This is a genomic window from Streptomyces sp. NPDC058295, assembly GCF_042880655.1.
GTDB lineage: Bacteria > Actinomycetota > Actinomycetes > Streptomycetales > Streptomycetaceae > Streptomyces > Streptomyces coriariae.
Window position 1 is genome coordinate 137,819 of record NZ_JBHVYO010000002.1, and the last position, 21,304, is coordinate 159,122.

Genomic DNA, 21,304 nt, shown 5'->3' on the forward strand with positions numbered 1-21,304 from the left:
GGTTGCACCCTCGCCTTGATCCGCAACCGCTCCGCAACCGCTTTCACCGTCCACGGCTCGGTTCACGACACGGTTCAAGGCTCGGTTCGCGGCTCGGGCTCGATTTGCGGCTCGGCTCACGGCTCACGGCGTCATGAGGACCTTCACCGCGCCGTCCTGCTTCTGCTGGAACATCTCGTACGCGTGCGGGGCGTCCGACAGCGGCACGTGGTGGGTGGCGAAGTCGTCGACGCCCAGCGGGTCCTCCTCGGTGAGGTACGGCAGGATCTCGTCGCTCCACCGGCGCACGTTGGCCTGCCCCATGCGGATCTGGAGCTGCTTGTCGAACATGGTGAGCATCGGCAGCGGGTCGGCCATGCCGCCGTAGACACCGACGAGGGAGAGCGTGCCGCCGCGGCGCACCAGCTCGATGGCGGTGTGCAGGGCGGCGAGGCGGTCGACGCTGAAGCGTTCCGCGAGCGGGCCGCTCAGTTTCCGCGGCAGCATGGCGGCGGCGTTCTGGACCATACGGGCGACCGCGCTGCCGTGCGCCTCGGTGCCGACGGCGTCGATCACGGCGTCCGGGCCGCGACCGTCGGTCTCGTCGCGGATCGCGGCGATGAGCTCCTTCTCGGTGTCGAAGCTGCGGAGGTCGTAGGTCTCCACGCCCCGCGCGCGGGCCCGGCGAAGCCGGTCGCCGACCAGGTCCACACCGAACACCCGGCCCGCGCCGCGCGCCTGGGCGATACGGCAGGCCATGTCGCCGATGGGGCCGAGGCCGAGTACCGCGACGCTGCCGCCCTCGGGGATGTCCGCGTAGGCGACGGCCTGCCAGGCGGTGGGCAGGACGTCGGAGAGGTACACGAAGCGGTCGTCGGGCGGCCCCTCGGGCACCTTGATGGGGCCGAACTGGGCCTGCGGCACCCGCAGATACTCCGCCTGGGCGCCGGGCACCGCCCCGTACAGACGGGTGTAACCGAACAGCGCGGCGCCCATGCCCTCGCCGGTGACCTGGGTGGTCTCGCACTGGGTGGGCAACGCGTTCAGGCACATCCAGCAGTTGCCGCAGGCGATCTGGAAGGGCACCACGACCCGGTCGCCGGCCTTGAGGTCGGGCACACCGGCGCCCACCTCCTCGACGATGCCCATGGGCTCGTGGCCGAGGATGTCGCCCGGGGTCATGAACGGGGTGAGCACCTCGTACAGGTGCAGGTCGGAGCCGCACAGGCCGGTGGACGTGATGCGGATGACGGCATCCGTCGGTTCCTGGATCGTCGGGTCGGGCACGGTGTCCACCCGTACGTCGCGCTTGCCCTGCCAGGTCACTGCCTTCATCGCACCGCGCTCCCTCCGCCGACCGGCCGTCCCGGCTGGTCCGGGGGTACCGGGTCCTGGCTGCGCCCCGGGTACCCGACCGCCCGGCCCCGAACCACGACGCCCGCAGCCCCGCAGCCCCTTCTGCGCCACAGCCCCGCAGCCCCGCAGCCCACAGCCCACAGCCCACAGCCACGCATAGCCACTCTCGAACGGATGAGCGCACAATCAAGACACGAAACGGGGGTGGCCATGACAGGCACAAGTCGTTCGAGACATCCGAGGCGTCCAAGACGTCCGGATCACCCGAGCCGTCCGGATCACCCGGGCCGTCCGGGTCATCCGCGCCGTCCGGATCATCCGGGTCGCCGGGCACGCGCGATGCGTGCCGGACCCTCCGCCGTGGCCGCCGCGCTGCTGGCCGCCGCGCTGGCACTCGTCCTCGCGGCCGGCTGCACGACGTCCCGCGAGCCGTCGAGGAACGACGACGGTCGGAGCGCCTCGCAGCAGCCGAGCCCGAGCGGCAGCACCAGTCCCAGCGCTGTCGTCGGCTCCGTGCTCGCCGTGAAGATCGACAACGCCCCCGGCGCCCGGCCGCAGACCGGCCTCGACTCCGCGGACATCGTCTACGTCGAGCAGGTCGAGGGCGGGCTGAGCAGGCTGATGGCCGTGTACGCGACGAAGGTGCCGAAGGCCGTCGGTCCCGTGCGCAGTGCCCGCGAGTCCGATCTGGAGCTGCTGGGCCAGTTCGAGCGGCCGGTGCTGGCGTTCTCCGGGGCGCAGGGCAAGCTGCTGCCGTTGATCGACCGGGCGCCGCTGGACGCCGTCACGCCCGAGGACGCGGCCGGCGCCGGGGCGTACTACCGGGGCGCGGAGAGGTCCGCGCCGCACAACCTCTACGTGCGCCCGGGTCGGCTGTTGCCCTCCGCGCCGGGCTCCGCCGCGCTGACCACCGGGTTCCGCTACGGCACCGCGCCCTCCGGCGGTACGGCGCAGCCCTCGCTCACCGTGCGCTACCCGGCGGCCCGCTTCACCTTCACCTGGTCCGCGAGCCGGGCGCGCTGGCTGGTCTCGACGGACGGCGCGCCGACGGTGACGACCGACGGGACGCGGGTGGCCCCGGTCACGGTGGTCGTGCAGTACGTGAAGGTGCGAGCGTCGGGCTTCCACGACTTCCTCGGCAACAACACGCCGTACACCGAGACGGTGGGCTCGGGAAAGGCGCGGGTGCTGCGCGACGGACGGGTCCACGACGTGAACTGGAAGCGGGCCACGGCCACGGACGGCACGGACTTCACGACCGCCGACGGCGCCCCGGTCGCCTTCGCCGAGGGGCAGGTGTGGGTGGTGCTCGCGCAGGCCCCCGATACCGCCCAGGCACCCTGACACCTCGCGGCCCGATCGCGCCCAGGCGCCTCGATCAGCTCGGTCAGGACGGCGCGACCAGGGGCTCCCCCGGGTTGCGCAGACCCTCCGCCGCGTCCGAGACGCGCTGGATGAGCTCGAGGAACAGGGTCTGTTCCGCGGCCGAGAGCGGGGACAGGAAGACCTGGTTCATCCGGGCCGTGCGGACGGTCAGCCGGCGGTGGGTGCGCAGGCCCTCGTCGGTGAGCCCCAGCAGGTACCGGCGCCCGTCCTGCGGGTCGCGGACCTTGTCGAGCAGCCCCCGGCGGATGAGCCTGCTGATCACCTCGGCGATGGTGGAGCGGTCGAGTCCCACCCGCTCCCCCGCCGTGCGCTGGTCGAGGCCCGGCTCGGCGACGAGCGCGTTGAGGACCGCGAACTGCGGCGAGGTGATCTCCTCGGAGACCATCGTGTTCCACAGCAGGTAGTGCGCCTGCTGGAGCCGCCGGGCCAGGTGCCCGGGGTGGCTGGTGAGATCCACCGCGGCCATGTGCGCTCCTCAGCGTGAGATTTCGTCGGTGCACTGAACGATACCGCGTGCGACCGGCCCGGTCCTGTGCCTGTGTGACCCTGGTCAGACCTCCCGCCTGGGGCCTTGACTGCTCCACTCTGCGGTGGCAGCGTGTGGGAAACCTCGGAGAAATAATCAGTGCCCTGATTAATTTACGACCGGGGGCGCGCGGAAGAGATGGGGCTTCACGGATGGACAAGGTGGTCGCCACGGCCCTGGAGGCGGTGGCCGACGTGCCGGACGGCGCGTCTTTGGCAGTGGGTGGATTCGGGCTGAGCGGCGTGCCGAACGTCCTCATCCAGGCTCTGTACGAGCGGGGCGTCGCCGGACTGTCGGTCGTCTCCAACAACTGCGGCGCCATGGAGTCGGGCCTCGCGGTGCTGCTCGCGGCCGGGCGGATCGCCCGGGTAACCGGTTCCTACATCGGCGCGAACAAGGAGTTCGCCCGCCAGTACCTGTCCGGCGAGCTCGAGGTCGAGATGATCCCGCAGGGCACGCTGGCCGAGCGGCTGCGGGCCGGCGGCGCCGGGATCCCCGCCTTCTACACGCCCGCGGGCGTGGGCACCCAGGTCGCCGAGGGCGGGCTGCCATGGCGTTACGACGGGGAGGGCGGTGTGGCCCTGGCCTCGCCGCCGAAGGAGGTCCGGGAGTTCGACGGCGCGGAGTATGTGCTGGAGCACGGTATCCGTACCGACTTCGCGCTGGTCAGGGCCGCGAAGGGCGACCGGCACGGCAATCTGGTGTTCAACAAGTCCGCCCGCAACTTCAACCCGCTGTCGGCGATGGCCGGACGGATCACGATCGCCGAGGTCGAGGAGCTCGTCGAACCCGGTGAGATCGACCCGGACGCGGTCCATCTGCCGGGCATCTTCGTGCAGCGTGTGATCGCGCTGACGCCGGAGCAGGCGGCGGACAAGAGGATCGAGCAGCGGACGGTCTCCGCCCCCGCGGCAGAGGGAACGGTGAGTCAGTGATGGCCTGGACACGTGAGGAGATGGCCGCCCGCGCCGCGCGCGAGCTGCGGGACGGCCAGTACGTCAATCTCGGCATCGGGCTGCCGACCCTGATCCCCAACTACCTCCCGGCGGACGTGGAGGTGGTGCTGGAGAGCGAGAACGGCATCCTGGGCACCGGCCCCTACCCCACCGACGACGCCGTCGACCCGGACCTGATCAACGCCGGCAAGGAGACCGTGACGGTCCTGCCGGGCGCGTCCTTCTTCGACTCGGCGCTGTCCTTCGGCATGATCCGCGGCGGGCACATCGACGTCGCCGTGCTGGGTGCGATGCAGGTCTCCGAGCGTGGCGACCTGGCGAACTGGGCGATCCCCGGCAAGCTGATCACCGGGATCGGCGGGGCGATGGACCTGGTGCACGGGGCCCGTACGGTCATCGTCGTCATGACCCACACCGCCAAGGACGGCAGCCCCAAGATCCTCACGGACTGCGCGCTGCCCCTGACCGGGAAGCGTTGCGTGAACCGGATCATCACCGACCTGGGTGTCCTCGACGTCACCGAGGAGGGTCTGGTGCTGGTGGAGACCGCGCCGGGCGTCAGCGCCGAGGAGATCGTGACCAAGACGGCCGCCGAGGTCCGTCTCGCCGAGGAGGTCCAGTCATGAGCAACGGTTTCAGGACCGTTTACATCGTCGACGCGGTCCGCACCCCGATCGGCCGTTACAACGGTGCTCTGGCCTCGGTGCGCCCGGACGACCTCGCCGCCCACGCCATCCGTGAACTCGTCGCCCGCACACCGGCGTTGGACCCCTCCCGTATCGAGGACGTGTACTTCGGCAACGCCAACGGGGCCGGCGAGGAGAACCGCAACGTCGGGCGCATGGGCGCGCTGCTCGCGGGCCTGCCCACCTCCGTGCCGGGTGTCACCGTCAACCGGCTGTGCGCCTCCGGTCTGGAGGCGGTCATCCAGGCGGCCCGCGCGATCGCGGCCGGGGACGCCTCCGTCGCCGTCGCCGGCGGTGTGGAGTCGATGACCCGCGCGCCGTACGTGCTGCCGAAGTCGGACCGGGCGTTCCCCGCCGGGCACGCCGAGCTCTACTCGACGACGCTGGGCTGGCGGATGGTCAATCCGCGGATGGACCCGCAGTGGACGATCCCGCTGGGCGAGTCGGCCGAGCTGATCGCCGACAAGCACAAGATCGGGCGCGAGCAGCAGGACGAGTTCGCCCTCGCCAGCCACCGCAAGGCCGCCGCGGCCCAGCAGGCGGGTCTGTTCGACGCCGAGCTCGCGCCCGTGTCGATCCCGCGCCGCAAGGGCGACCCGGTCGTGTTCGGCGCCGACGAGTGCGTCCGGGCGGACGCCTCGCTGGAGGCGATGGCGAAACTCAGGCCGTCGTTCCGGACCGAGGAGGGGACCGTGACGGCGGGCAACGCGTCGCCGCTCAACGACGGCGCCGCGGCCCTGCTGCTCGTGGACGAGGAGGGGTTGAGGGCGACCGGACGTGAGCCGCTCGCCCGGATCAGCGCCACCGGGGTGTCCGCGATCGACCCGCAGTACTTCGGGCTCGCCCCCGTCGAGGCCGTCAACCGCGCGCTCGCCAAGGCGGGCAGGGGATTCGCCGATCTGTCGGTGCTCGAACTGAACGAGGCCTTCGCGGCCCAGGTGCTCGGCTGTGTGGCCGAGTGGCCCGAGTTCGACCCGGCAATCCTCAACCCGCAGGGCGGCGCGATCGCCCTCGGTCATCCGCTCGGCGCCTCCGGTGCCCGTCTCGCCGGCACGGTCGCCCACCAGCTCGCCCGTCGGGGCGGCGGCGTCGGGGTCGCCACCCTCTGCATCGGCGTGGGCCAGGGCCTCGCCCTCGTCCTCGAACGATAAGAAACCCAGGAACTCCCATGACTCTCACGCAAGCCGACATCGACCAGGAGATCGCGGCCGAGCACGCCGCGTACGAGAAGCGGATCGCCGACGGCGCGCCGGTCGAGCACCAGCCGCGCCGCGGCTACGCGCCGTACCGCTCCTCCGTCCTGCGCCACCCGAAGCAGCCGCCGGTCGCCATCGACGTCAGCAAGGACCCGGAGCTGGTGGAGCTGGCCTCCCCCGCCTTCGGCGAACGGGACATCACCGAGATCGACAACGACCTCACCCGGCAGCACAACGGTGAGCCGATCGGTGAACGGATCACGGTTTCCGGCCGGTTGCTGGACCGCGACGGGCGTCCGGTCCGCGGTCAGCTGGTCGAGATCTGGCAGGCCAACTCGGCGGGCCGCTACGCCCACCAGCGCGAGCAGCACGACGCCCCGCTGGACCCGAACTTCACGGGTGTCGGCCGCACGCTGACGGACGACAGCGGATTCTACCGTTTCACCACCGTGCAGCCGGGCCCCTATCCGTGGCGTCAGCACGTCAACGCCTGGCGGCCGGCCCACATCCACTTCTCGCTCTTCGGTTCGGCTTTCACCCAGCGACTGGTGACGCAGATGTACTTCCCGAGCGACCCGCTGTTCCCGTACGACCCGATCATCCAGTCGGTGACGGACGACGCGGCCCGGCAGCGGCTGGTCGCCACCTACGACCACAGCCTGTCGGTCCCGGAGTTCTCGATGGGCTACCACTGGGACATCGTGCTCGACGGGCCGCACGCCACCTGGATCGAAGAAGGACACTGACCTGCCATGACGAAGATCGACACGAGCCGTCCGGAGACCGTGCTCCCCACTCCGTCGCACACGGTCGGCCCGTTCTACGGCCACGCCCTGCCGTTTCCCGGCGGCGGTGACATCGCCCCGCTCGGCCACCCGGACACGATCGCCCTCCAGGGCTATGTGTACGACGGGGAGGGCAACCCGTTGCCGGACGCGTTTCTGGAGCTGTGGGGCGCGGACCCCGAGGGCAATCTGCCGCAGGTGGACGGCTCGATGCGGCGGGATGCGTCGAGCGGCGGTTTCCTCGGCCGCAACGGCGTGGAGTTCACCGGCTGGGGGCGCGTGCAGACGGATGCCAACGGCCACTGGTCGGCGCGGACGCTGCGGCCGGGCGCGCGCGGGCACAGCGCCCCGTACCTGAGTGTCTGTGTGTTCGCCCGCGGGCTGCTTGTGCACCTGTTCACCCGGATCTACCTGCCGGACGACGAGGCCGCGCTGACCGCCGACCCGCTGCTGACGCGGGTGGACCCGGCGCGGCGCGACACGCTCATCGCCACGCGGGGCGAGCTGGGGACCTACCGTTTCGACATCCGCCTTCAGGGCGAAGGCGAGACGGTCTTCCTGGAGTTCCAGTGACAACTGCGCACCACGACGCCGGTCTGCTCGCCCCCGGGTGGACCGGCTCCCCCGCCGCCGCCGCGACCGGCGACGGCGCCTATCTGCGGGCGCTGCTCGACGCGGAGGCCGCGCTGACCCGCGCCCAGGAGGCGCTGGGACTGGCCCCGCGGGGCGCCGGAGCGGCGGTCACCTCGGCGGCCGACGACGGCGAGTTCGACGTACGCTCCCTCGCCGGGCGGGCGCGCGGCGGCGGGAACCCGGTGATCCCGCTGGTCGCCGATCTGACGAAGGCGGTCGGCGAGGAGTACGGCCCGTACGTCCACCGGGGCGCGACCAGCCAGGACATCATGGACACGGCGACGATGCTGGTCGCGGTGCGCACCCTCGACCTGCTCCTGGCCGACCTCGGCCGCGTCCAGCGGGCGCTGGCCCGGCTGGCCGCCGAGCACCGCGACACGCCGATGCCGGGCCGGACGCTCACCCAGCACGCCGTGCCGACGACCTTCGGGCTGAAGGCGGCCGGCTGGCGGTCGCTGGTGCTGGACGCGCGGGACCGGACGACGGCGGTGCGGGACTCGCTGCCCGCCCAACTCGGCGGCGCGGCCGGTACGTTGGCGGCCTTCACGGCGTACGGCGCCACCGACGCCACCGCGCTGCCCGCCGCCTTCGCCCGTGAACTGGGGCTGCGGGCACCGCTGTTGCCGTGGCACACCCTGCGCACGCCGATCGCCGACCTGGCCGGCTGTCTGGCCCTCGCGGCGGGCGCGCTGGGGAAGGTCGCGACGGACGTCCTGACCCTCGCCCGCACCGAGATCGCCGAGGTGGCGGAGGGCAGCGGAGGCGGTTCGTCGGCCATGCCGCACAAGGCCAACCCGGTGCGGTCCACGCTGATCGCGGCGGCCGCCCGGCGTGCCCCGCAGCTCGCGGCCACGCTGTATGGGTCCCTGGCCGCCGAGGACGAACGGCCGGCCGGGGCGTGGCACGCCGAGTGGGAGCCGCTCAGGGAGCTGCTCCGGCTGACCGGCGGGGCGGCCCGGGACGCGGCCGAGCTGACCGAGGGGCTCCGGGTGGACGCGGACGCGATGCGGGAGCACCTCGACCTCACCCACGGGCTGATCGTCTCCGAGCGGCTGTCCGCGGCACTGTCGGCCGTGCTCGGCCGGGCCCGCGCCAAGGAACTGCTCACCGAGCTCGCCCGGCGCACCTATGCCGAGAACCGTCCGCTGGCCGAACTGCTGGCGACGGAGCCCGACCTGAAGGACGTCGACCTCGGCGACCTCACCGATCCCGCCCGCTACACCGGTTCCGCCGGAAGCCTCACCGACCGTGCGCTGGAGCGACGTTGACCGAGAAGCTGCTCAACCACCTTGCCGAGGGCCCGACTTCCGCTCCGGCGCTGCTGCTCGGCCCCTCACTGGGTACCTCGTACGCCCTGTGGGACAAGGTCGCGCCGGAGCTGTCCGCCACGCACCGGGTGGTCCGCTGGGACCTGCCGGGGCACGGGGGTTCGGCGGCCGACCTGATCGGTCCCGGGGCCACCGTGGGGGACCTCGCCGACCTGGTGCTGGCGCTGGCCGACTCGCTCGGCGTGGAGCGGTTCGCGTACGCGGGCGTTTCCCTGGGCGGTGCGGTGGGTCTGCAGCTGGCGCTGCATCACCCGGAGCGGGTGTCGGCGCTGGCGGTCATCTGTTCGTCGGCCCACTTCAACGGGTCCACGCCATGGCAGGAGCGGGCCGCGCTGGTGCGCCGCGAGGGACTGGCGGGGCTCGCCGAGGGGGCGAACGCCCGTTGGTTCACGCCCGGGTTCTCCGTGCCGGGGCTGGTCGCCGACCACCGCGACGCCGACCCGGAGGCCTACGCGGCGTGCTGTGACGCGCTGGGCGCGTTCGATCTGCGCGAGCGGCTGCCGGAGATCGCCGTACGGACCGTGGTGATCGCCGGGCGGCAGGATCCGGCGACGCCGCCGGCGCATCTGCGGGAGATCGCGGACGCGGTGCCGGGCGCCGCGCTGGTCGAGCTCCCGGGCGCCTCGCATCTGGCGCCCGCCGAGTGCCCCGAGGCCGTGCTGACCGTGCTGCGCACCCATCTCGACGGAGGGGCCAAGCGGGGCATGGAGGTGCGCCGGGAGGTGCTCGGGGACGCGCACGTGGACCGGGCGCAGGCCCGGCAGAACGCGTTCACCGCGCGCTACCAGGACTTCATCTCCCGCTACGCCTGGGGCGAGATCTGGACCGACCCGACGCTGAGCCGGCGTGAGCGCAGCATGATCACGCTGACCGCGCTGGTGGCGCACGGCCACTACGACGAGCTGGCCATGCATGTGCGGGCGGCCCGGCGCAACGGGCTCACGCCCGAGGAGATCGGCGCCGTGCTGCTGCAGACGGCCGTCTACTGCGGGGTTCCGGCGGCGAACTCGGCGTTCGCGACGGCCCAGCGGGTGCTGGCCGAGGAGGACGGGACCGGCTGAGGCGCGTACGGCCGAGGGTGATCCTGCCGGTGGTAGCTCCGGCGGCATCACCCGCGATCCGGTGTCCGGTGCCTACGGTGGGGGCATGTCCACCATCCTGATCACCGGCGCCACCTCCGGCCTCGGCCGGTACGTCGCGTTCGAACTCGTCCGCTCCGGCCATCTCGTCCTCGCCCACGGCCGCGACCCCGGCCGCACGGAGCGGCTCGTCGCCGAGTTGCGCGCCGAGGGCGAGGCGGCGGGGTTCGTCGCCGATCTGGCCTCGCTGGCGCAGGTGCGCGAGCTGGGCGCGCGGGTCGCCGAGGCCCACCCCGCGCTCGATGTGCTCGTCAACAACGCGGGGGTGGGCGCCGGTTCGCCCGGTGCGGGCCGTGAGGTGAGCGCCGACGGTCACGAACTGCGGCTGGCGGTGAACTACTTGGCGCCGGTGGCCCTGACGCGCGCCCTGCTGCCCGCCCTGCGGGCCGGGGCGCCCGCGCGGATCGTCAACGTCGGCTCGGTCGGTCAGGAACCCGTCGACTTCGACGACCTCGGGTTCACCCGTGGCTACGACGGGTTCGCCGCCTACTGCCGGGCCAAGTTCGCGCTGGCGGCCCATACCTTCGGCCTGGCGGCGGAGTTGACGGGCAGCGGGGTGTCGGTGAACGTGCTGCATCCGGCGACGTTCATGGACACCGCGATGGTCCGCGAGGGCGGGGTCGCGCCCTGGAGCACGGTCGCGGACGGCGCGCCGGGCGTCCTGGCGCTGGCCACCCAGGAGTCGGGCGCGGGCGGTTTCTTCGACGGAACGCGTCCGGCGCGGGCGCACGAGGCGACGTACGACCCGCGGGTTCGGGCGCGCCTCGCGCGGCTCACCGAGGAGCTGCTGGGCGCCTGACGGCGGATGCCCCGCGCTCCTGCCGTGAACCGCCGCGGGAGGCCGTCGGTGTCACCTCCGTCGGTGGCCTGCCGCGGCTACCTCCGGGTCTGTCCGGGTACCAGGCCCACCTGCGGCGCGCCCATCCCCCGCAGTGCCTGCTGGGCCTTGTCCACCAGGCCGTCCGCTCCGCAGGAACGCGCCAGCGACAGGCCCCGGCCGAGTTCGGACACCGAGCGGGAGAGGATGCCGTACTCGACGCGGGCGGCCGCGTGTTCGTACAGGCAGGGCGAGGACTCCAGGAAGGTGACCGCCTGCTGGGCCAGCCGGACCGCGCGCTGGCCGGTCTCCAGGGCGGCGGCGCAGCGCAGGGCCTCCCCGATCGCGGTGTCGGTGCCGAAGCGCTCGGCCTGCCGACGGGCCTCGGAGACGAGCCGGTTCGCCCGGTCCGGATCCTCGGTGGCCAGCGCCCGGGCGAGTTCGACGGCCCAGGGGACCATCACCGGGTTGAGGTGGCCGCGCGCGGCGGCCGCCTTCTCGGCCGCCTCCAGTTCGTTGATGCCGTCCTTGACCCGGCCGACGGCCAGCAGCAGCCGGCCGCGCACCGAGCGCGGGTCGGGCAGCACGATCGTCGACGGGTACGGCGGGGCGAAACCGTACTGTTCGGCGGTCTCCCAGGCCTCGGCGACATGGCCGCGGGCCAGCAGGGTGTCGACGAGGTTGCAGGTGGCCGACCAGTACAGGGGCAGGCCGCGGCCGACGCGTTCGGCGACCCGCAGGGATTCCCTGAGGGACTCCTCCGCCTCCTTCAGACGGCCCCGGCGGCGCAGGCCCAGTCCGAGGTAGGCGTGGGCCAGCGCGAGGTGGCCGCCGCTCCAGCCGGCGGACGTGTAGGCGCGCAACGCTTCGTTGAAGAGGGCGTCGGCGCGGTCGAGCCGGTCGGTGTAGGCGTAGGAGCTGGCCAGCATCATCAGCAGTTCGATGCCCCACTCCTGGTCGGTCCAGCCGAGCCCGGGGGCGAGGCCGCCGTTGACGAGGGCTCGGTCGCAGAACTCGGCGACCTCCTCGGCGTTCTCGCCGTGGGTCATGGCGTCGAAGCCGCGCAGGATGAGCAGGGCGCGCTCGGCGTTGTCCCGGCCGGTGCAGGTCAAGGCGAGCTCGGCGAGCCGCTCGGAGCGGCGCGGTGTGGTCGCCTCCCCTGCGTGTACGCCCTCCCACATGAACTGCACCGCCTGGAGCCGCAGCCGCGCGGGCCCGGGGGCGTGCCGGGCGGCCTCCGCCTCGACCGTGCGGACGGCCTCCTCCAGCTGGTCGTTGTGCAGGAGGGCCTGGGAGAGACGGTAGACGGCGTCGACGCGCTCGGTGCCGTCGAGGCCCGGCATGGCGAGTGCGGTACGCAGGTGGTCGATGGTCCTGGCGGGGGCGGTGAGGAGGGTGGCGCAGCCCAGTTCGTAGAGCACGTGCGCGTGCACCTCGGGGGCGGGCGGTTCGCTCAGGGCCCGTTCCAGGCAGCGGCGGGCCGCGTCGGGTGCACCGACGGCGAGGTGTTCGCGGGCGGCCTCGCGCAGCTGCTCGACGAGTTCCTCGTCGCCCTCCGCGTGCACCTGGAGCAGGTGCCGGGAGGCGGCCGCGAGGCCCTTGCCGGCGTCGGTGACGACCTGGGCGGCGATGCCGTGCATCGCGGTGCGCAGGCCTCCGGGGATGGAGTCGTAGACGGCGGAGGCGATCAGCGGGTGGACGAACTCCAGATCGCCGTCGCCCGCCGGGACGGGTTCGGTGAGGATGCGGGCGTTGCGCAGCAGTTCGGCGCAGCGTGCCGCGTCGTCGCGGCCGAGTCCGGCGAGCAGGGCGGCCTGGTCGACGGAGATGTCGGCGCCGAGGATCGCGGCGGCCATGGCGAACTTGGTGGCGTCGACGCCCAGTTTCTCCAGGCGGTCGACGAGGCCGCCGCCGCGGGCCGCGCGGTTCAGGGCGCGCAGTTCGCCGGCCGAGGACTCGCTCGCCTCCAGTTCGCTGTCGCGGACCTTGGCGAGGAGCTCGACGGTCTCGTAGGGGTTGCCGTCGGTGACGGCCCACACCTCGCGGCAGAACGCGGCGTCGGCGTGCGGGCCGAGGGTGGCCCGGGTGAGGCCGGCGACCGCGGGCGGGGTCAGGGCGCTGAGGCTGGTGACGGCGCGGCCGGCGGCCGCGCCGATGGCGTCGAGGTGGCGGGCGGCGTCGCCCTTGACCTCGCCGGGCCTGCGGGCCACCACGACCAGGACGGAGAGCTCGTCGAGGCGTTCGACGAACGCGACGAGCCAGCGCAGGGTCTCCTGGTCGGCCCAGTGCGCGTCGTCGATCAGCAGGACGAGCGGGTAGTCGCGCCTGGCGAGCCGGGTCACGGCGGCGACCAGGCCGTCGCAGACGCCCTGCGGGTCGGCGTGGCCCTCGCCGGGCTCCATTATGCCGAGGGCGGGGCCGGCGATGTCGTACCAGTCGCCGAGGTACTCGCGGGCCTCCTCCGGGTGCAGGGACAGCAGGGTGGGCTGAAGCAACTGCCGTACCACGTTGAAGGGGACGGACCTCAGCGTCTCGCCGCCGCGGGCCGACCAGACCGCGCAGCCGCGGCTCTCGGCGATGCGGCGTGTCTCGGCCAACAACGCGGTCTTCCCGAATCCCGCCTCGCCCCGGAGCACCAGCAGGTGACCCGAAGAGGACCGGTCGGCGCAGAGTGTCTCCACCGCCTCCGCGATGGCGGCGACTTCCCGCTCGCGCTCCCACAGGGAAGCCGAGGCGGCCGTCGTCGGCCTGACCTCCGTCATCCCGCTACCTCCCCAAGTCGCCCGAACGACGTACCGACGTCGAGCGTAGCCTTCCGGGGGCTCGCGCGGAGGGCGGTCCGGGCAGGTCCCGCCTCCAGGGTGACACGCGACGGTCCGGGACGCCCCGGCGGGCCTGCGGAAGTGGTCCCCGGCGTCAACGGCGAGTGACGGGCACCGAATTGACGTCTAATTCACGCCAGCCGGGCGGCGGGGCGCCCGGAACGGATTTCGACAGAGTGCCCTCCCTCTCATCCGGCTTTCACCGACGCCTCATACGGTGGGGTCATGACGCAGGTGACTCCTCCCGGGTGGTATCCCGATCCGGGGCAGACAAGTGACGGTCCCGCCACCGAACGCTGGTGGGACGGCAAGGCATGGACGGACCAGACCCGCGCCGCGGGCTCGGCCGCCGTATGGGGTCCGCCGGCGCAGACCCCGGCGGACGGCGCCTACCCGGCGTATCCCGGTTATCCGGGGTATCCGGCGGCGCCGGCGGGCCCGGGCCCGCGGCGCGGACTGCGGACGGGCATAGCCGTCGCCGCGGCCGTGGCGGTCCTCGCCAGTATCGGGGTCGGCGTGTACGCGCTGGCCAAGGACGACGGCTCGGGCGGCGGCAGTGGCACGGCCCAGGGGCCGGGCGGTCAGGGCGGGCCCGGTGGCACGGGCGGTCAGGACGGCGGCGGCCAGGGCGGGCCCTTCGGCGACTCCGGTGGCTCGGGCGGCTCCGGGGGTTCCGGGGGTTCGGACGGGGCCTCTCCCTCGCCCGGGGAGTCCGAGGCGCCGAAGATCAAGAGCGGTGCGGTGACCGACGCGCTCAACGGGATCAGCATCGCCATCCCGGACGGCTGGACCGGCCAGGAGCTGAGCGTGGGCGCGCAGATCACCTCCGACTCCTCCTACAAGTGCCCCGGCGACACCTCGAAGACCTGCACCAAGGGGGGCGTGTACTCGGCGCCCGTCGAGGTGCTGGAGACCAAGGGCGAGACCGCCGAGGCGGTCGCGAAGGCGGACATCTCGGCCAACGCCGAGGAGTCCTACGGCGGCACGACGTACGGCGCCATCACCTCGCACCAGGTGCTCGCCTCCAAGGCGGTGACGGTGGCCGGGCAGAAGGGCTACCTGGTGCGCTGGAAGGCGGTCACGAGCAAGGGTGCGGACGGCTACGTCGAGTCCCTGGCGTTCCCCGCGCCCGCGGACACCAAGCGACTGGTCGTGCTCCGCTTCGGGATCGACGCCGATCAGAGCGTGTCGATCATCGACACCATCACCAAGGGAATCAAGGTGTCGACGGGCGGCGGCAGCGGACAGGACGTCTGACACGGCCGGCCGGGTGGGGCACCCCTCCGCTCAAGGGGGCCCCACCCGGCCGGGTGGTGCGCGCCGCCCCCGTCCCCACGGTGCGGCGCGAGACAGGTCACCGTCCAGTCATCCCGTGGACGGCGGCCTGAGCCATGTGGTGTTCTCTGTGCCGATCTTTGTGCCGGCCTCCGTGTCGGTCCCCGTGTCGGCCTCTAGGTGAGGCCGAGCGCCGGCAGCACGGCGGCCTCCACGAAGCGGACCAGGTACTCCTGGTCCGCGTACTCCCCGTCGACGACGGGACGGGCGCGGATCACACCGAACATCTGCGCCGGGACGTACTCCAGCGCCGGGTGGTCGCGGGCGATCTCGCCGCGTTCGACCCCGCGTCGCAGGATCTCCCGCAGCGCCTCGATCTCGGGGGTGATGATCGCCTCCCGCAGCGCCAGCGCGAGGTCCTCGTCGCCGGTGACCGCGTGGCCGAGGGCCTGCAGCAGCTTGGTGTCGTTCGTCGACCAGCGGCCGGTGGCCCGCGCGGCCTCGCGCAGGTCGTCGGCGAGCGAGCCGGTGTCGATGCCGGTGAGCCGGGCCTGGCGGCGGGAGCGCAGGGCGGCCACGACGAACTGGGGCTTGGTCTTCCACTGCCGGTAGAGCGTGGACTTGCTGCACCGGGTGCTGGCGGCGATGCCCTCCATGGTGACGGCTTCGTAGCCGCATTCACGGACCTGGTTCAGAACGGCGTCGAAGAACTCCTGCTCACGCTCGGGCGTGAGCTTGGAGCGGCTCGTGGCGGCGACCGACTCGGGCCCGTCCGCTGCCTGCGACATCATCTGCCGTTCCCCTCGTTTCTCTTCCGTTTCTTCGGCCTGTCTCGAGGCCGCCGCGGGATTCTGTGTCCAGTGTGGCGCACACCATCGATACGCCAGTGTACCGGTACGCCGGCGTATCGGTACACTGGCGTATCGGTACGACACAGTATCGATGGTGTATGCACGAGTCACGAGCCCGGCAGCACCGCCCACACGCACCACCGTCAGTGAAGGGGCCGGGGGATGAATGCCCGCACCGAGCCTGGGGAAGCGGAGCCGGTCACGCCGGCGCGGCCGCCCATAGTCCGAGAGCTCCTGCTGGTCGCAGGGCTCTTCCTCGTCTACAAGCTCGGCCGGCAGCTGGCCGCGGGCCACACCGGCGAGGCCTTCCGCAACGCACACGACGTGTGGCACGTCGAACGCCTGCTCCGGCTGCCCCGGGAAGACGCCGTCCAGGCCCTGCTGCTGCACGGTGACACCCTGATCAAGGTCGCGAACACCTACTACGCGACCGTGCACTTCCCCGCCACCCTGGCCTTCCTGGTCTGGCTCTACCTGCGGCGCCCGGCCCACTACGTGTGGGCCCGCCGGGTGCTGGCCGCGGTCACCGCCGCCGCCCTGGTGCTGCACCTCGCCCTTCCGCTCGCCCCGCCGCGGATGCTGTCGGCGACGGGACTGATCGACACCGCGCGCGTGTACGGGCCGTCGGTGTACGGCCCGCCGCGCACGGACCATCTGTCGAACCAGTTCGCCGCGATGCCCTCGCTGCACTTCGGCTGGGCCCTGATGGTCGCGATCGGCCTGATCGTCGCCACCCGCTCGCGGTGGCGGTGGCTGTGGCTGCTGCATCCACTGCTGACCCTGCTGATGATCGTGGGCACGGCGAACCACTACTGGCTCGACGCGATCGCGGCGGGCGCGCTGCTCGGCCTCGCGCTCGCGCTGATCCACGCCCCCCGGCGGCGCACGGCCACGACGACGGGACGCGGTACCCGCGCCCTCGTCACGGCCGAGGAGCCGGTCCTCGTGGGAGCGGGCCGATGAACGCCACCCTGGTCGCCGTCGTCCTGTCCCTCTTCTCGGCCGTCGCCTACGCGGCCGCCGCCGTCGCCCAGGAACGGCTGGCCTCCCGGTACCCCGGCACGGGCCTGCTGCGTCTGCTCGGCAACGGCGCCTGGTGGTCGTCGGTGGGGCTGAACGCCGCTGCCGCGCTGCTGCACGTGGTCGCCCTCAAGTACGGACCGCTCACCGTGGTGCAGCCGCTCGGCGCGCTCACCCTGGTCGCGGCCGTGCCGATGGGCGCACGGGTCGCCGGACGCAAGGTCAGCGCCGCCGAGTGGCGGGGCACCGCCTTCACCCTGGCCGGCCTGGCGGCGATCCTGGTCACCGCGTCGGGTCCGGCTCCCGAGGACGTCCTGAGCGTGCCGGAGGCGGTGACGGTGGCGGGCGCGACGGCGGCGCTCATCGGTCTGCTGGCCCGGCGCGGCGCCAAGCCGGGACTGCGGCACGCGACCGCGTCCGGCTTCGCCTCGGGGGTCGCCTCGGCGCTCACCCAGACCGTGACGGTGGCCGTGACGGACCGGTCGGGCCCCCTGCTGAGCGTGCAGGTGATCGGCGTGGCGCTGCTGGTCGCGGCCTTCGCGGCGGCCGGGCTGCTGCTGTCGCAGACCGCCTACCGCGGTGGCCTCGGCGCGCCGCTGGCGATGGTGACCCTGGCGAATCCGGTGGCCGCCGCGGCGATCGGCCTCGCGCTGCTGGGCGAACGCCTCCAGGGCGGGGCGGCGGGTGTGCTCCTGGCGCTGGCCGGAGCGGGCATCGCGGGCTGGGGTGTGGTGCTGCTGTCCCGGGCCGCGCCGGAAGCCGGTGCCGTCCAGGACGAGGACCACCCCGTGGCGGCGGTGCTGGCCCTGAGGCCGGAGACGGCGTCGGCCGAACCGGCACTGCTGCCCCGGCCGACGACCGGGCCGGAGCACCTCACCCCGCTGTAGCCCGGTGCGTGGAGAGGTGGCACCCCGGCGGGGGTGTCACCTCTCTTCGCGAAGGGCGTCAGCCCAGGCCGCGCGCGTCCTGCTTGAGCGCGGTGTCCACGGTCAGGGCCGTGGCGACGACCAGGCTCAGCAGCGGCTCGGGCAGCTGGTAGTGGATCTGGAGGACGTAGTTGTCCGCCGTGGTGAACATCGTCTTGGCGAGGCCTTCCCAGGTCTTGGTGATCCGGGCGACCTCGTTGTCGGCGTGGTCGACGATCGCGAAATTCCAGGCCCGCCAGTTCTCCGCCTTGATCGCGCCGACCTGCCGGCCGTCCGCGTTGATGGCGAAGTTGATCTTTCCGAAGACGTTCTGCTGGACGATCTCGCCGACCGGCTGCCCGTCGGGACGCGTCACGACCACCCGCGACTTCAGGAACTTCGCCGGACGGGTCAGCAGCAGCACCGGCTGCCCGTGGACGTCGCGGATCTCCAGCCTGTGGGTCAGGTACTGGTCGATGCTGACGACGAAGCGCAGGATCTTGCGCAGCGCGCTCTGGCCGACCTGGACGACCGAACCGAGCTGACCGCCCTGCTGGTCCATGACCTTGTACTCGTTGGTCAGCTCGATCAGCTTGGCCTTCTGGTTCACCACCAGGACCGGCTCGCTGAACAGCGTCCCGCCGCCGGGGCCGCCCGCCGCGACCCCGGCCTGCTGCTGTACCTGGCGCTGGACGCGCTCGTCCGGCCCCGCCTGGTGGGGCACCTGCGGCGCGGCCTGGCCCTTGCCGTCCGCGTGCGTGTGCTCGGTCCACTGGGCGCCGTCCCAGTAACGCAAGGTCTGGGCCGCCCCGTGCGGGTCCGGGTACCAGCCTGAAGGTGTGTTCGAATGCGTGGTCACCGGGGCACAATACCCGGAGCCGACCGCGACCTGACCAGCCCCCACGATGCGGTGTTCACCGCGCATTTACCGTGGCAGCGGCCCAAGCGGGTCACTCCGTGACGATCGCCGGGTCGCTCATGCCGGGGCGGCCGTTCTCGACGTGTCCGGCGAACCGCCGGAGGAACGCCGGGTCGGCGCCGGACGTGACGGTGAGGTCGTACCACCGGCGGCTCGCCCGCAGGTCCAGGGTGCGCCTGAGCGATCCGCCGGGCCTCAGCTTGACGGTCGTGGGTCTGCCGCCGTAGCCGTCGGCCACCTTCAGCTCCACCATGCCGTAGCCCCGGTGGGTGAAGGTCAGTTCCAGTCCGTCGCCGAGGTGCCGGGCGGTCACCTCGGGCCCGGCCGCCTTGCCCGCTCCCTTGAAGACCCGCAGGAAGCCGTTCGGGCCGTGCACGGTCAGGTCGTGCGCGCCGCCCGAGTACGCCGAGTTCCAGGTGTCCGAGACGGTCGCGCCCGCCCCGGTGGTGTAGCTCCAGGGTCCGTCGGCGCGGTTGCCGGAGGTGACCAGGAAGGCGGCGCCGGCCTTGGCCCCGGAGGCGAAGGTGAGGGTGAGGGTCCCGGTGGTCGGGTCCACCGAACCGTTCACGCCGGGCGCGTACGTAAGCGGACGGGTGGGCCGCGTGCCGCGCTCCTGCTTCGGCAGGACGGGGTGGGCCGGCGGGGTGGGCACGTAGTCGGGGTGGCGGACCTTGTCCGGGGGCTCGTAGCCGTCGGTGTCCGGCAGGGCGACCGGCCGGGTGTCCGCACGAGTGAAGTCGAACGCGGAGGTCAGATCGCCGCACACCGCGCGCCGCCACGGCGAGATGTTCGGCTCGTGGACGCCGAAGCGGCGCTCCATGAACCGGATGACCGAGGTGTGGTCCAGCGTCTCGGAACAGACGTAACCGCCCTTGCTCCAGGGCGAGATGACGAGCATGGGGACCCTCTGGCCGAGGCCGTAGGGGCCGGCCGCATGACCGCTGTCACCGGCGAACACATCCGGGCCGGTGTCGACCGTGGACCTGCCCTGCGCGGCGGAGGCCGGCGGGAACGCCGGGACCATGTGGTCGAAGAAGCCGTCGTTCTCGTCGTAGGTGACGAACAGGGCCGTCTTCGCCCACACCTTCGGGTCGCAGGTGAGCGCGTCGAGAACCTGGGCGATGTACCAGGCGCCGTAGTTCGCGGGCCAGTTGGGGTGCTCGGTGAAGGCTTCGGGGGCGACGATCCAGGAGATCTTCGGCAGTTTGCCGCCCTTGACGTCCGCCTTCAGCTGGTCGAAGAAGCCCTCGCCCTTGCGGGCGTCGGTGCCGGTGCGGGCCTTGTCGTACAGCGGGTCGCCGGGCTGGGCGTTCTGGTACTGGGTGAAGTACAGCAGCGAGTTGTCGCCGTAGTTGCCGCGGTAGGCGTCCTGGATCCAGCCCCAGCTGCCGTTCTTGTCGAGGCCGTCGCCGACGTCCTGGTAGATCTTCCAGGAGACCCCGGCCGCCTCCAGGCGTTCGGGGTACGTCGTCCAGCTGTAGCCCACCTCGTCGTTGCCGAGGACCGGGCCGCCGCCCTTGCCGTCGTTGCCGGTGTAGCCGGTCCACAGGTAGTAGCGGTTGGGGTCGGTCGAGCCGATGAACGAGCAGTGGTAGGCGTCGCAGATGGTGAAGGCGTCGGCGAGCGCGTAGTGGAACGGGATGTCCTGGCGGTTCAGGTACGCCATCGTGGTGGCGGACTTGGCCGCGATCCAGCCGTCGTACTTGCCGCCGTGGAAGGCCGCGTGGCCGTCGTTCCAGCCGTGCGGGAGATCCTGCAGGAAGGCGAGACCCAGGTCGTCGGCGTCGGGGTGGAACGGGAGGACGTCCTTGCCCGCGCCGTCCGCCTGATGCCAGACGGACTTGCCGTTCGGGAGGGTGACCGGGCGCGGGTCGCCGAAGCCTCTGACACCCCGCAGCTTGCCGAAGTAGTGGTCGAAGGAGCGGTTCTCCTGCATCAGGACGACGATGTGCTCGACGTCCTCGATAGACCCCGTGCGGTGGTTCGCGGGCAGCGCCGCGGCGCGTTCGATGCTGCTGGAGAGAGCGGTGAACGCCGTGGTGGCGCCTGCGAGTTGGAGGAATCGGCGCCGGTTGACTTCGGGCATGGGTGAGGCACCTCTCGTACAGAAGGGGCTGCGCCTGCCGGTTCGGGACGCAATGCGCGCGCAAGGAGTGTTCCAAGGGCACCGAACGTCAGGGAAGGCCCGGATGACGCCGGCGTGAAAGTCGCCGGTACGAGGGGTGTGCGGCGGGCCAAGGGCTCCCCAAGCCGCTCCGGTCCGCCGACTCGGGGTCGGGCATCGACCTTTCGCCTCAGCAGACGAAAGGGACAACATCTATTCATTTATGACCGAATGTAATGAGCTTGGCCGCGCTCCTGGCCACGGCGCTCACCGCGTGCGGCCACGCCACCGACCAGGCGGACACCGTCGTCCCCGTCGACCCGTCGCTGTCGTCGTCGGCGACGACCAAGGCCCCGGCCCCCTCCGTTCCACGTCCGCGATCGCCTCGGCCTCCACGAAGGCCTCGGCGGGCTCCCCGTCCCCCTCGGGAAGCACGAGCGGTGCGGGTACGACGGGCCGTACGGGAGGTTCCGGCACGCCGGGGAGCGGCGGCGCGGGTGAGGAAAGCGGAGGGAGCACGGGATCCGGCGGTAGCGGAGGATCCGGCGGAGGCGGCCGAAGCGGCGGCGGTTCGGGAACGGGGCCGGGATCCGGTGGCGGCTCGACATCCGGAGCCGGCAC

General features: G+C 72.5%; 18 protein-coding genes. 12 read left to right on the forward strand and 6 right to left on the reverse strand.

The genetic code is table 11. The features are described from left to right. Positions 1-123: 123 nt before the first annotated feature. Entirely contained in the window at positions 124-1,314 is a 1,191-nt protein-coding gene (locus ACFVYS_RS02980; RefSeq protein WP_389498250.1) for a zinc-dependent alcohol dehydrogenase, read from the reverse strand. Positions 1,315-1,674: 360 nt separating this feature from the next. Here ACFVYS_RS02980 and ACFVYS_RS02985 point away from each other — a divergent pair, with 360 nt between their 5' ends. Further along, positions 1,675-2,679, forward strand: coding sequence for a DUF3048 domain-containing protein (locus tag ACFVYS_RS02985; RefSeq protein ID WP_389498252.1), 1,005 nt, complete (start codon positions 1,675-1,677; stop codon positions 2,677-2,679). A 43-nt stretch (positions 2,680-2,722) separates the two neighbouring features. Here the strand turns inward: ACFVYS_RS02985 and ACFVYS_RS02990 are convergent, their stop codons facing one another. Next, positions 2,723-3,187: a MarR family winged helix-turn-helix transcriptional regulator gene (locus ACFVYS_RS02990; RefSeq protein WP_389498254.1), complete on the reverse strand. Its 465-nt coding sequence runs from the start codon at positions 3,185-3,187 to the stop codon at positions 2,723-2,725. Positions 3,188-3,399: 212 nt separating this feature from the next. Between ACFVYS_RS02990 and ACFVYS_RS02995 the strand changes: the two genes are divergently transcribed. The 8 genes from ACFVYS_RS02995 to ACFVYS_RS03030 all read left to right on the forward strand — a co-directional run bounded on the left by ACFVYS_RS02995 (position 3,400) and on the right by ACFVYS_RS03030 (position 10,769). Continuing rightward, complete coding sequence (locus tag ACFVYS_RS02995) at positions 3,400-4,182, forward strand: CoA transferase subunit A (protein ID WP_389498256.1); 783 nt, start codon at positions 3,400-3,402, stop codon at positions 4,180-4,182. Beyond that, a complete protein-coding gene (locus tag ACFVYS_RS03000) occupies positions 4,182-4,829 on the forward strand; it encodes a CoA transferase subunit B (protein ID WP_389498258.1) in 648 nt (215 codons plus the stop codon). The genes ACFVYS_RS02995 and ACFVYS_RS03000 overlap by 1 nt, the downstream gene beginning before the upstream one ends. Next, entirely contained in the window at positions 4,826-6,040 is a 1,215-nt protein-coding gene (locus ACFVYS_RS03005; protein ID WP_389498260.1) for a thiolase family protein, read from the forward strand. The genes ACFVYS_RS03000 and ACFVYS_RS03005 overlap by 4 nt, the downstream gene beginning before the upstream one ends. A 17-nt stretch (positions 6,041-6,057) precedes the next feature. Beyond that, positions 6,058-6,831, forward strand: a complete 774-nt coding sequence (pcaH, locus tag ACFVYS_RS03010; RefSeq protein ID WP_389498262.1) for a protocatechuate 3,4-dioxygenase subunit beta — start codon at positions 6,058-6,060, stop codon at positions 6,829-6,831. 6 nt (positions 6,832-6,837) lie between these two features. Next, complete coding sequence (pcaG, locus tag ACFVYS_RS03015; protein WP_389498264.1) at positions 6,838-7,443, forward strand: protocatechuate 3,4-dioxygenase subunit alpha; 606 nt, start codon at positions 6,838-6,840, stop codon at positions 7,441-7,443. Continuing rightward, entirely contained in the window at positions 7,440-8,771 is a 1,332-nt protein-coding gene (pcaB, locus tag ACFVYS_RS03020; RefSeq protein ID WP_389498266.1) for a 3-carboxy-cis,cis-muconate cycloisomerase, read from the forward strand. The genes pcaG and pcaB overlap by 4 nt, the downstream gene beginning before the upstream one ends. Next, positions 8,768-9,892, forward strand: a complete 1,125-nt coding sequence (pcaD, locus tag ACFVYS_RS03025) for a 3-oxoadipate enol-lactonase (RefSeq protein WP_389498268.1) — start codon at positions 8,768-8,770, stop codon at positions 9,890-9,892. The genes pcaB and pcaD overlap by 4 nt, the downstream gene beginning before the upstream one ends. An 85-nt stretch (positions 9,893-9,977) precedes the next feature. Continuing rightward, positions 9,978-10,769 carry an SDR family NAD(P)-dependent oxidoreductase gene (locus ACFVYS_RS03030; RefSeq protein WP_389498269.1) on the forward strand — a complete coding sequence of 264 codons (792 nt, stop codon included), beginning with the start codon at positions 9,978-9,980 and terminating at the stop codon, positions 10,767-10,769. Between the two features lie 77 nt (positions 10,770-10,846). Here ACFVYS_RS03030 and ACFVYS_RS03035 read toward each other — a convergent pair whose 3' ends face one another. Continuing rightward, positions 10,847-13,549 (reverse strand): ATP-binding protein, encoded by a 2,703-nt coding sequence (locus ACFVYS_RS03035; protein ID WP_389498271.1) that lies wholly within the window; start codon positions 13,547-13,549, stop codon positions 10,847-10,849. Between the two features lie 285 nt (positions 13,550-13,834). On the opposite strand from ACFVYS_RS03035, the gene ACFVYS_RS03040 reads away from it, so the two are divergent. Beyond that, positions 13,835-14,866: a DUF2510 domain-containing protein gene (locus ACFVYS_RS03040; RefSeq protein ID WP_389498272.1), complete on the forward strand. Its 1,032-nt coding sequence runs from the start codon at positions 13,835-13,837 to the stop codon at positions 14,864-14,866. Positions 14,867-15,060: 194 nt separating this feature from the next. Here ACFVYS_RS03040 and ACFVYS_RS03045 read toward each other — a convergent pair whose 3' ends face one another. After that, positions 15,061-15,675, reverse strand: coding sequence for a TetR/AcrR family transcriptional regulator C-terminal ligand-binding domain-containing protein (locus tag ACFVYS_RS03045; protein ID WP_389498274.1), 615 nt, complete (start codon positions 15,673-15,675; stop codon positions 15,061-15,063). A 222-nt stretch (positions 15,676-15,897) separates the two neighbouring features. Here ACFVYS_RS03045 and ACFVYS_RS03050 point away from each other — a divergent pair, with 222 nt between their 5' ends. Continuing rightward, entirely contained in the window at positions 15,898-16,698 is an 801-nt protein-coding gene (locus tag ACFVYS_RS03050; protein WP_389498276.1) for a phosphatase PAP2 family protein, read from the forward strand. After that, a complete protein-coding gene (locus ACFVYS_RS03055) occupies positions 16,695-17,642 on the forward strand; it encodes a hypothetical protein (protein ID WP_389498278.1) in 948 nt (315 codons plus the stop codon). Before ACFVYS_RS03050 ends, ACFVYS_RS03055 begins: the two co-directional genes overlap by 4 nt. A 58-nt stretch (positions 17,643-17,700) precedes the next feature. Here the strand turns inward: ACFVYS_RS03055 and ACFVYS_RS03060 are convergent, their stop codons facing one another. After that, on the reverse strand, positions 17,701-18,519 hold the full coding sequence (locus tag ACFVYS_RS03060; protein WP_389498280.1) for a phospholipid scramblase-related protein: 819 nt from the start codon (positions 18,517-18,519) through the stop codon (positions 17,701-17,703). Positions 18,520-18,610: 91 nt separating this feature from the next. Further along, a complete protein-coding gene (locus tag ACFVYS_RS03065; RefSeq protein ID WP_389498282.1) occupies positions 18,611-20,665 on the reverse strand; it encodes a phosphocholine-specific phospholipase C in 2,055 nt (684 codons plus the stop codon). Between the last annotated feature and the right edge of the window lie 639 nt (positions 20,666-21,304).

What these genes read in the sequence shown, in the direction of transcription:
- ACFVYS_RS02980 (WP_389498250.1), bottom strand. Translation starts at nt 1,314, where the DNA reads ATGAAGGCAGTGACCTGGCAGGGCAAGCGCGACGTACGGGTGGACACC.
- ACFVYS_RS02985 (WP_389498252.1), top strand. Translation starts at nt 1,675, where the DNA reads ATGCGTGCCGGACCCTCCGCCGTGGCCGCCGCGCTGCTGGCCGCCGCG.
- ACFVYS_RS02990 (WP_389498254.1), bottom strand. Translation starts at nt 3,187, where the DNA reads ATGGCCGCGGTGGATCTCACCAGCCACCCCGGGCACCTGGCCCGGCGG.
- ACFVYS_RS02995 (WP_389498256.1), top strand. Translation starts at nt 3,400, where the DNA reads ATGGACAAGGTGGTCGCCACGGCCCTGGAGGCGGTGGCCGACGTGCCG.
- ACFVYS_RS03000 (WP_389498258.1), top strand. Translation starts at nt 4,182, where the DNA reads ATGGCCTGGACACGTGAGGAGATGGCCGCCCGCGCCGCGCGCGAGCTG.
- ACFVYS_RS03005 (WP_389498260.1), top strand. Translation starts at nt 4,826, where the DNA reads ATGAGCAACGGTTTCAGGACCGTTTACATCGTCGACGCGGTCCGCACC.
- pcaH (WP_389498262.1), top strand. Translation starts at nt 6,058, where the DNA reads ATGACTCTCACGCAAGCCGACATCGACCAGGAGATCGCGGCCGAGCAC.
- pcaG (WP_389498264.1), top strand. Translation starts at nt 6,838, where the DNA reads ATGACGAAGATCGACACGAGCCGTCCGGAGACCGTGCTCCCCACTCCG.
- ACFVYS_RS03030 (WP_389498269.1), top strand. Translation starts at nt 9,978, where the DNA reads ATGTCCACCATCCTGATCACCGGCGCCACCTCCGGCCTCGGCCGGTAC.
- ACFVYS_RS03035 (WP_389498271.1), bottom strand. Translation starts at nt 13,549, where the DNA reads ATGACGGAGGTCAGGCCGACGACGGCCGCCTCGGCTTCCCTGTGGGAG.
- ACFVYS_RS03040 (WP_389498272.1), top strand. Translation starts at nt 13,835, where the DNA reads ATGACGCAGGTGACTCCTCCCGGGTGGTATCCCGATCCGGGGCAGACA.
- ACFVYS_RS03045 (WP_389498274.1), bottom strand. Translation starts at nt 15,675, where the DNA reads ATGATGTCGCAGGCAGCGGACGGGCCCGAGTCGGTCGCCGCCACGAGC.
- ACFVYS_RS03050 (WP_389498276.1), top strand. Translation starts at nt 15,898, where the DNA reads ATGAATGCCCGCACCGAGCCTGGGGAAGCGGAGCCGGTCACGCCGGCG.
- ACFVYS_RS03055 (WP_389498278.1), top strand. Translation starts at nt 16,695, where the DNA reads ATGAACGCCACCCTGGTCGCCGTCGTCCTGTCCCTCTTCTCGGCCGTC.
- ACFVYS_RS03065 (WP_389498282.1), bottom strand. Translation starts at nt 20,665, where the DNA reads ATGCCCGAAGTCAACCGGCGCCGATTCCTCCAACTCGCAGGCGCCACC.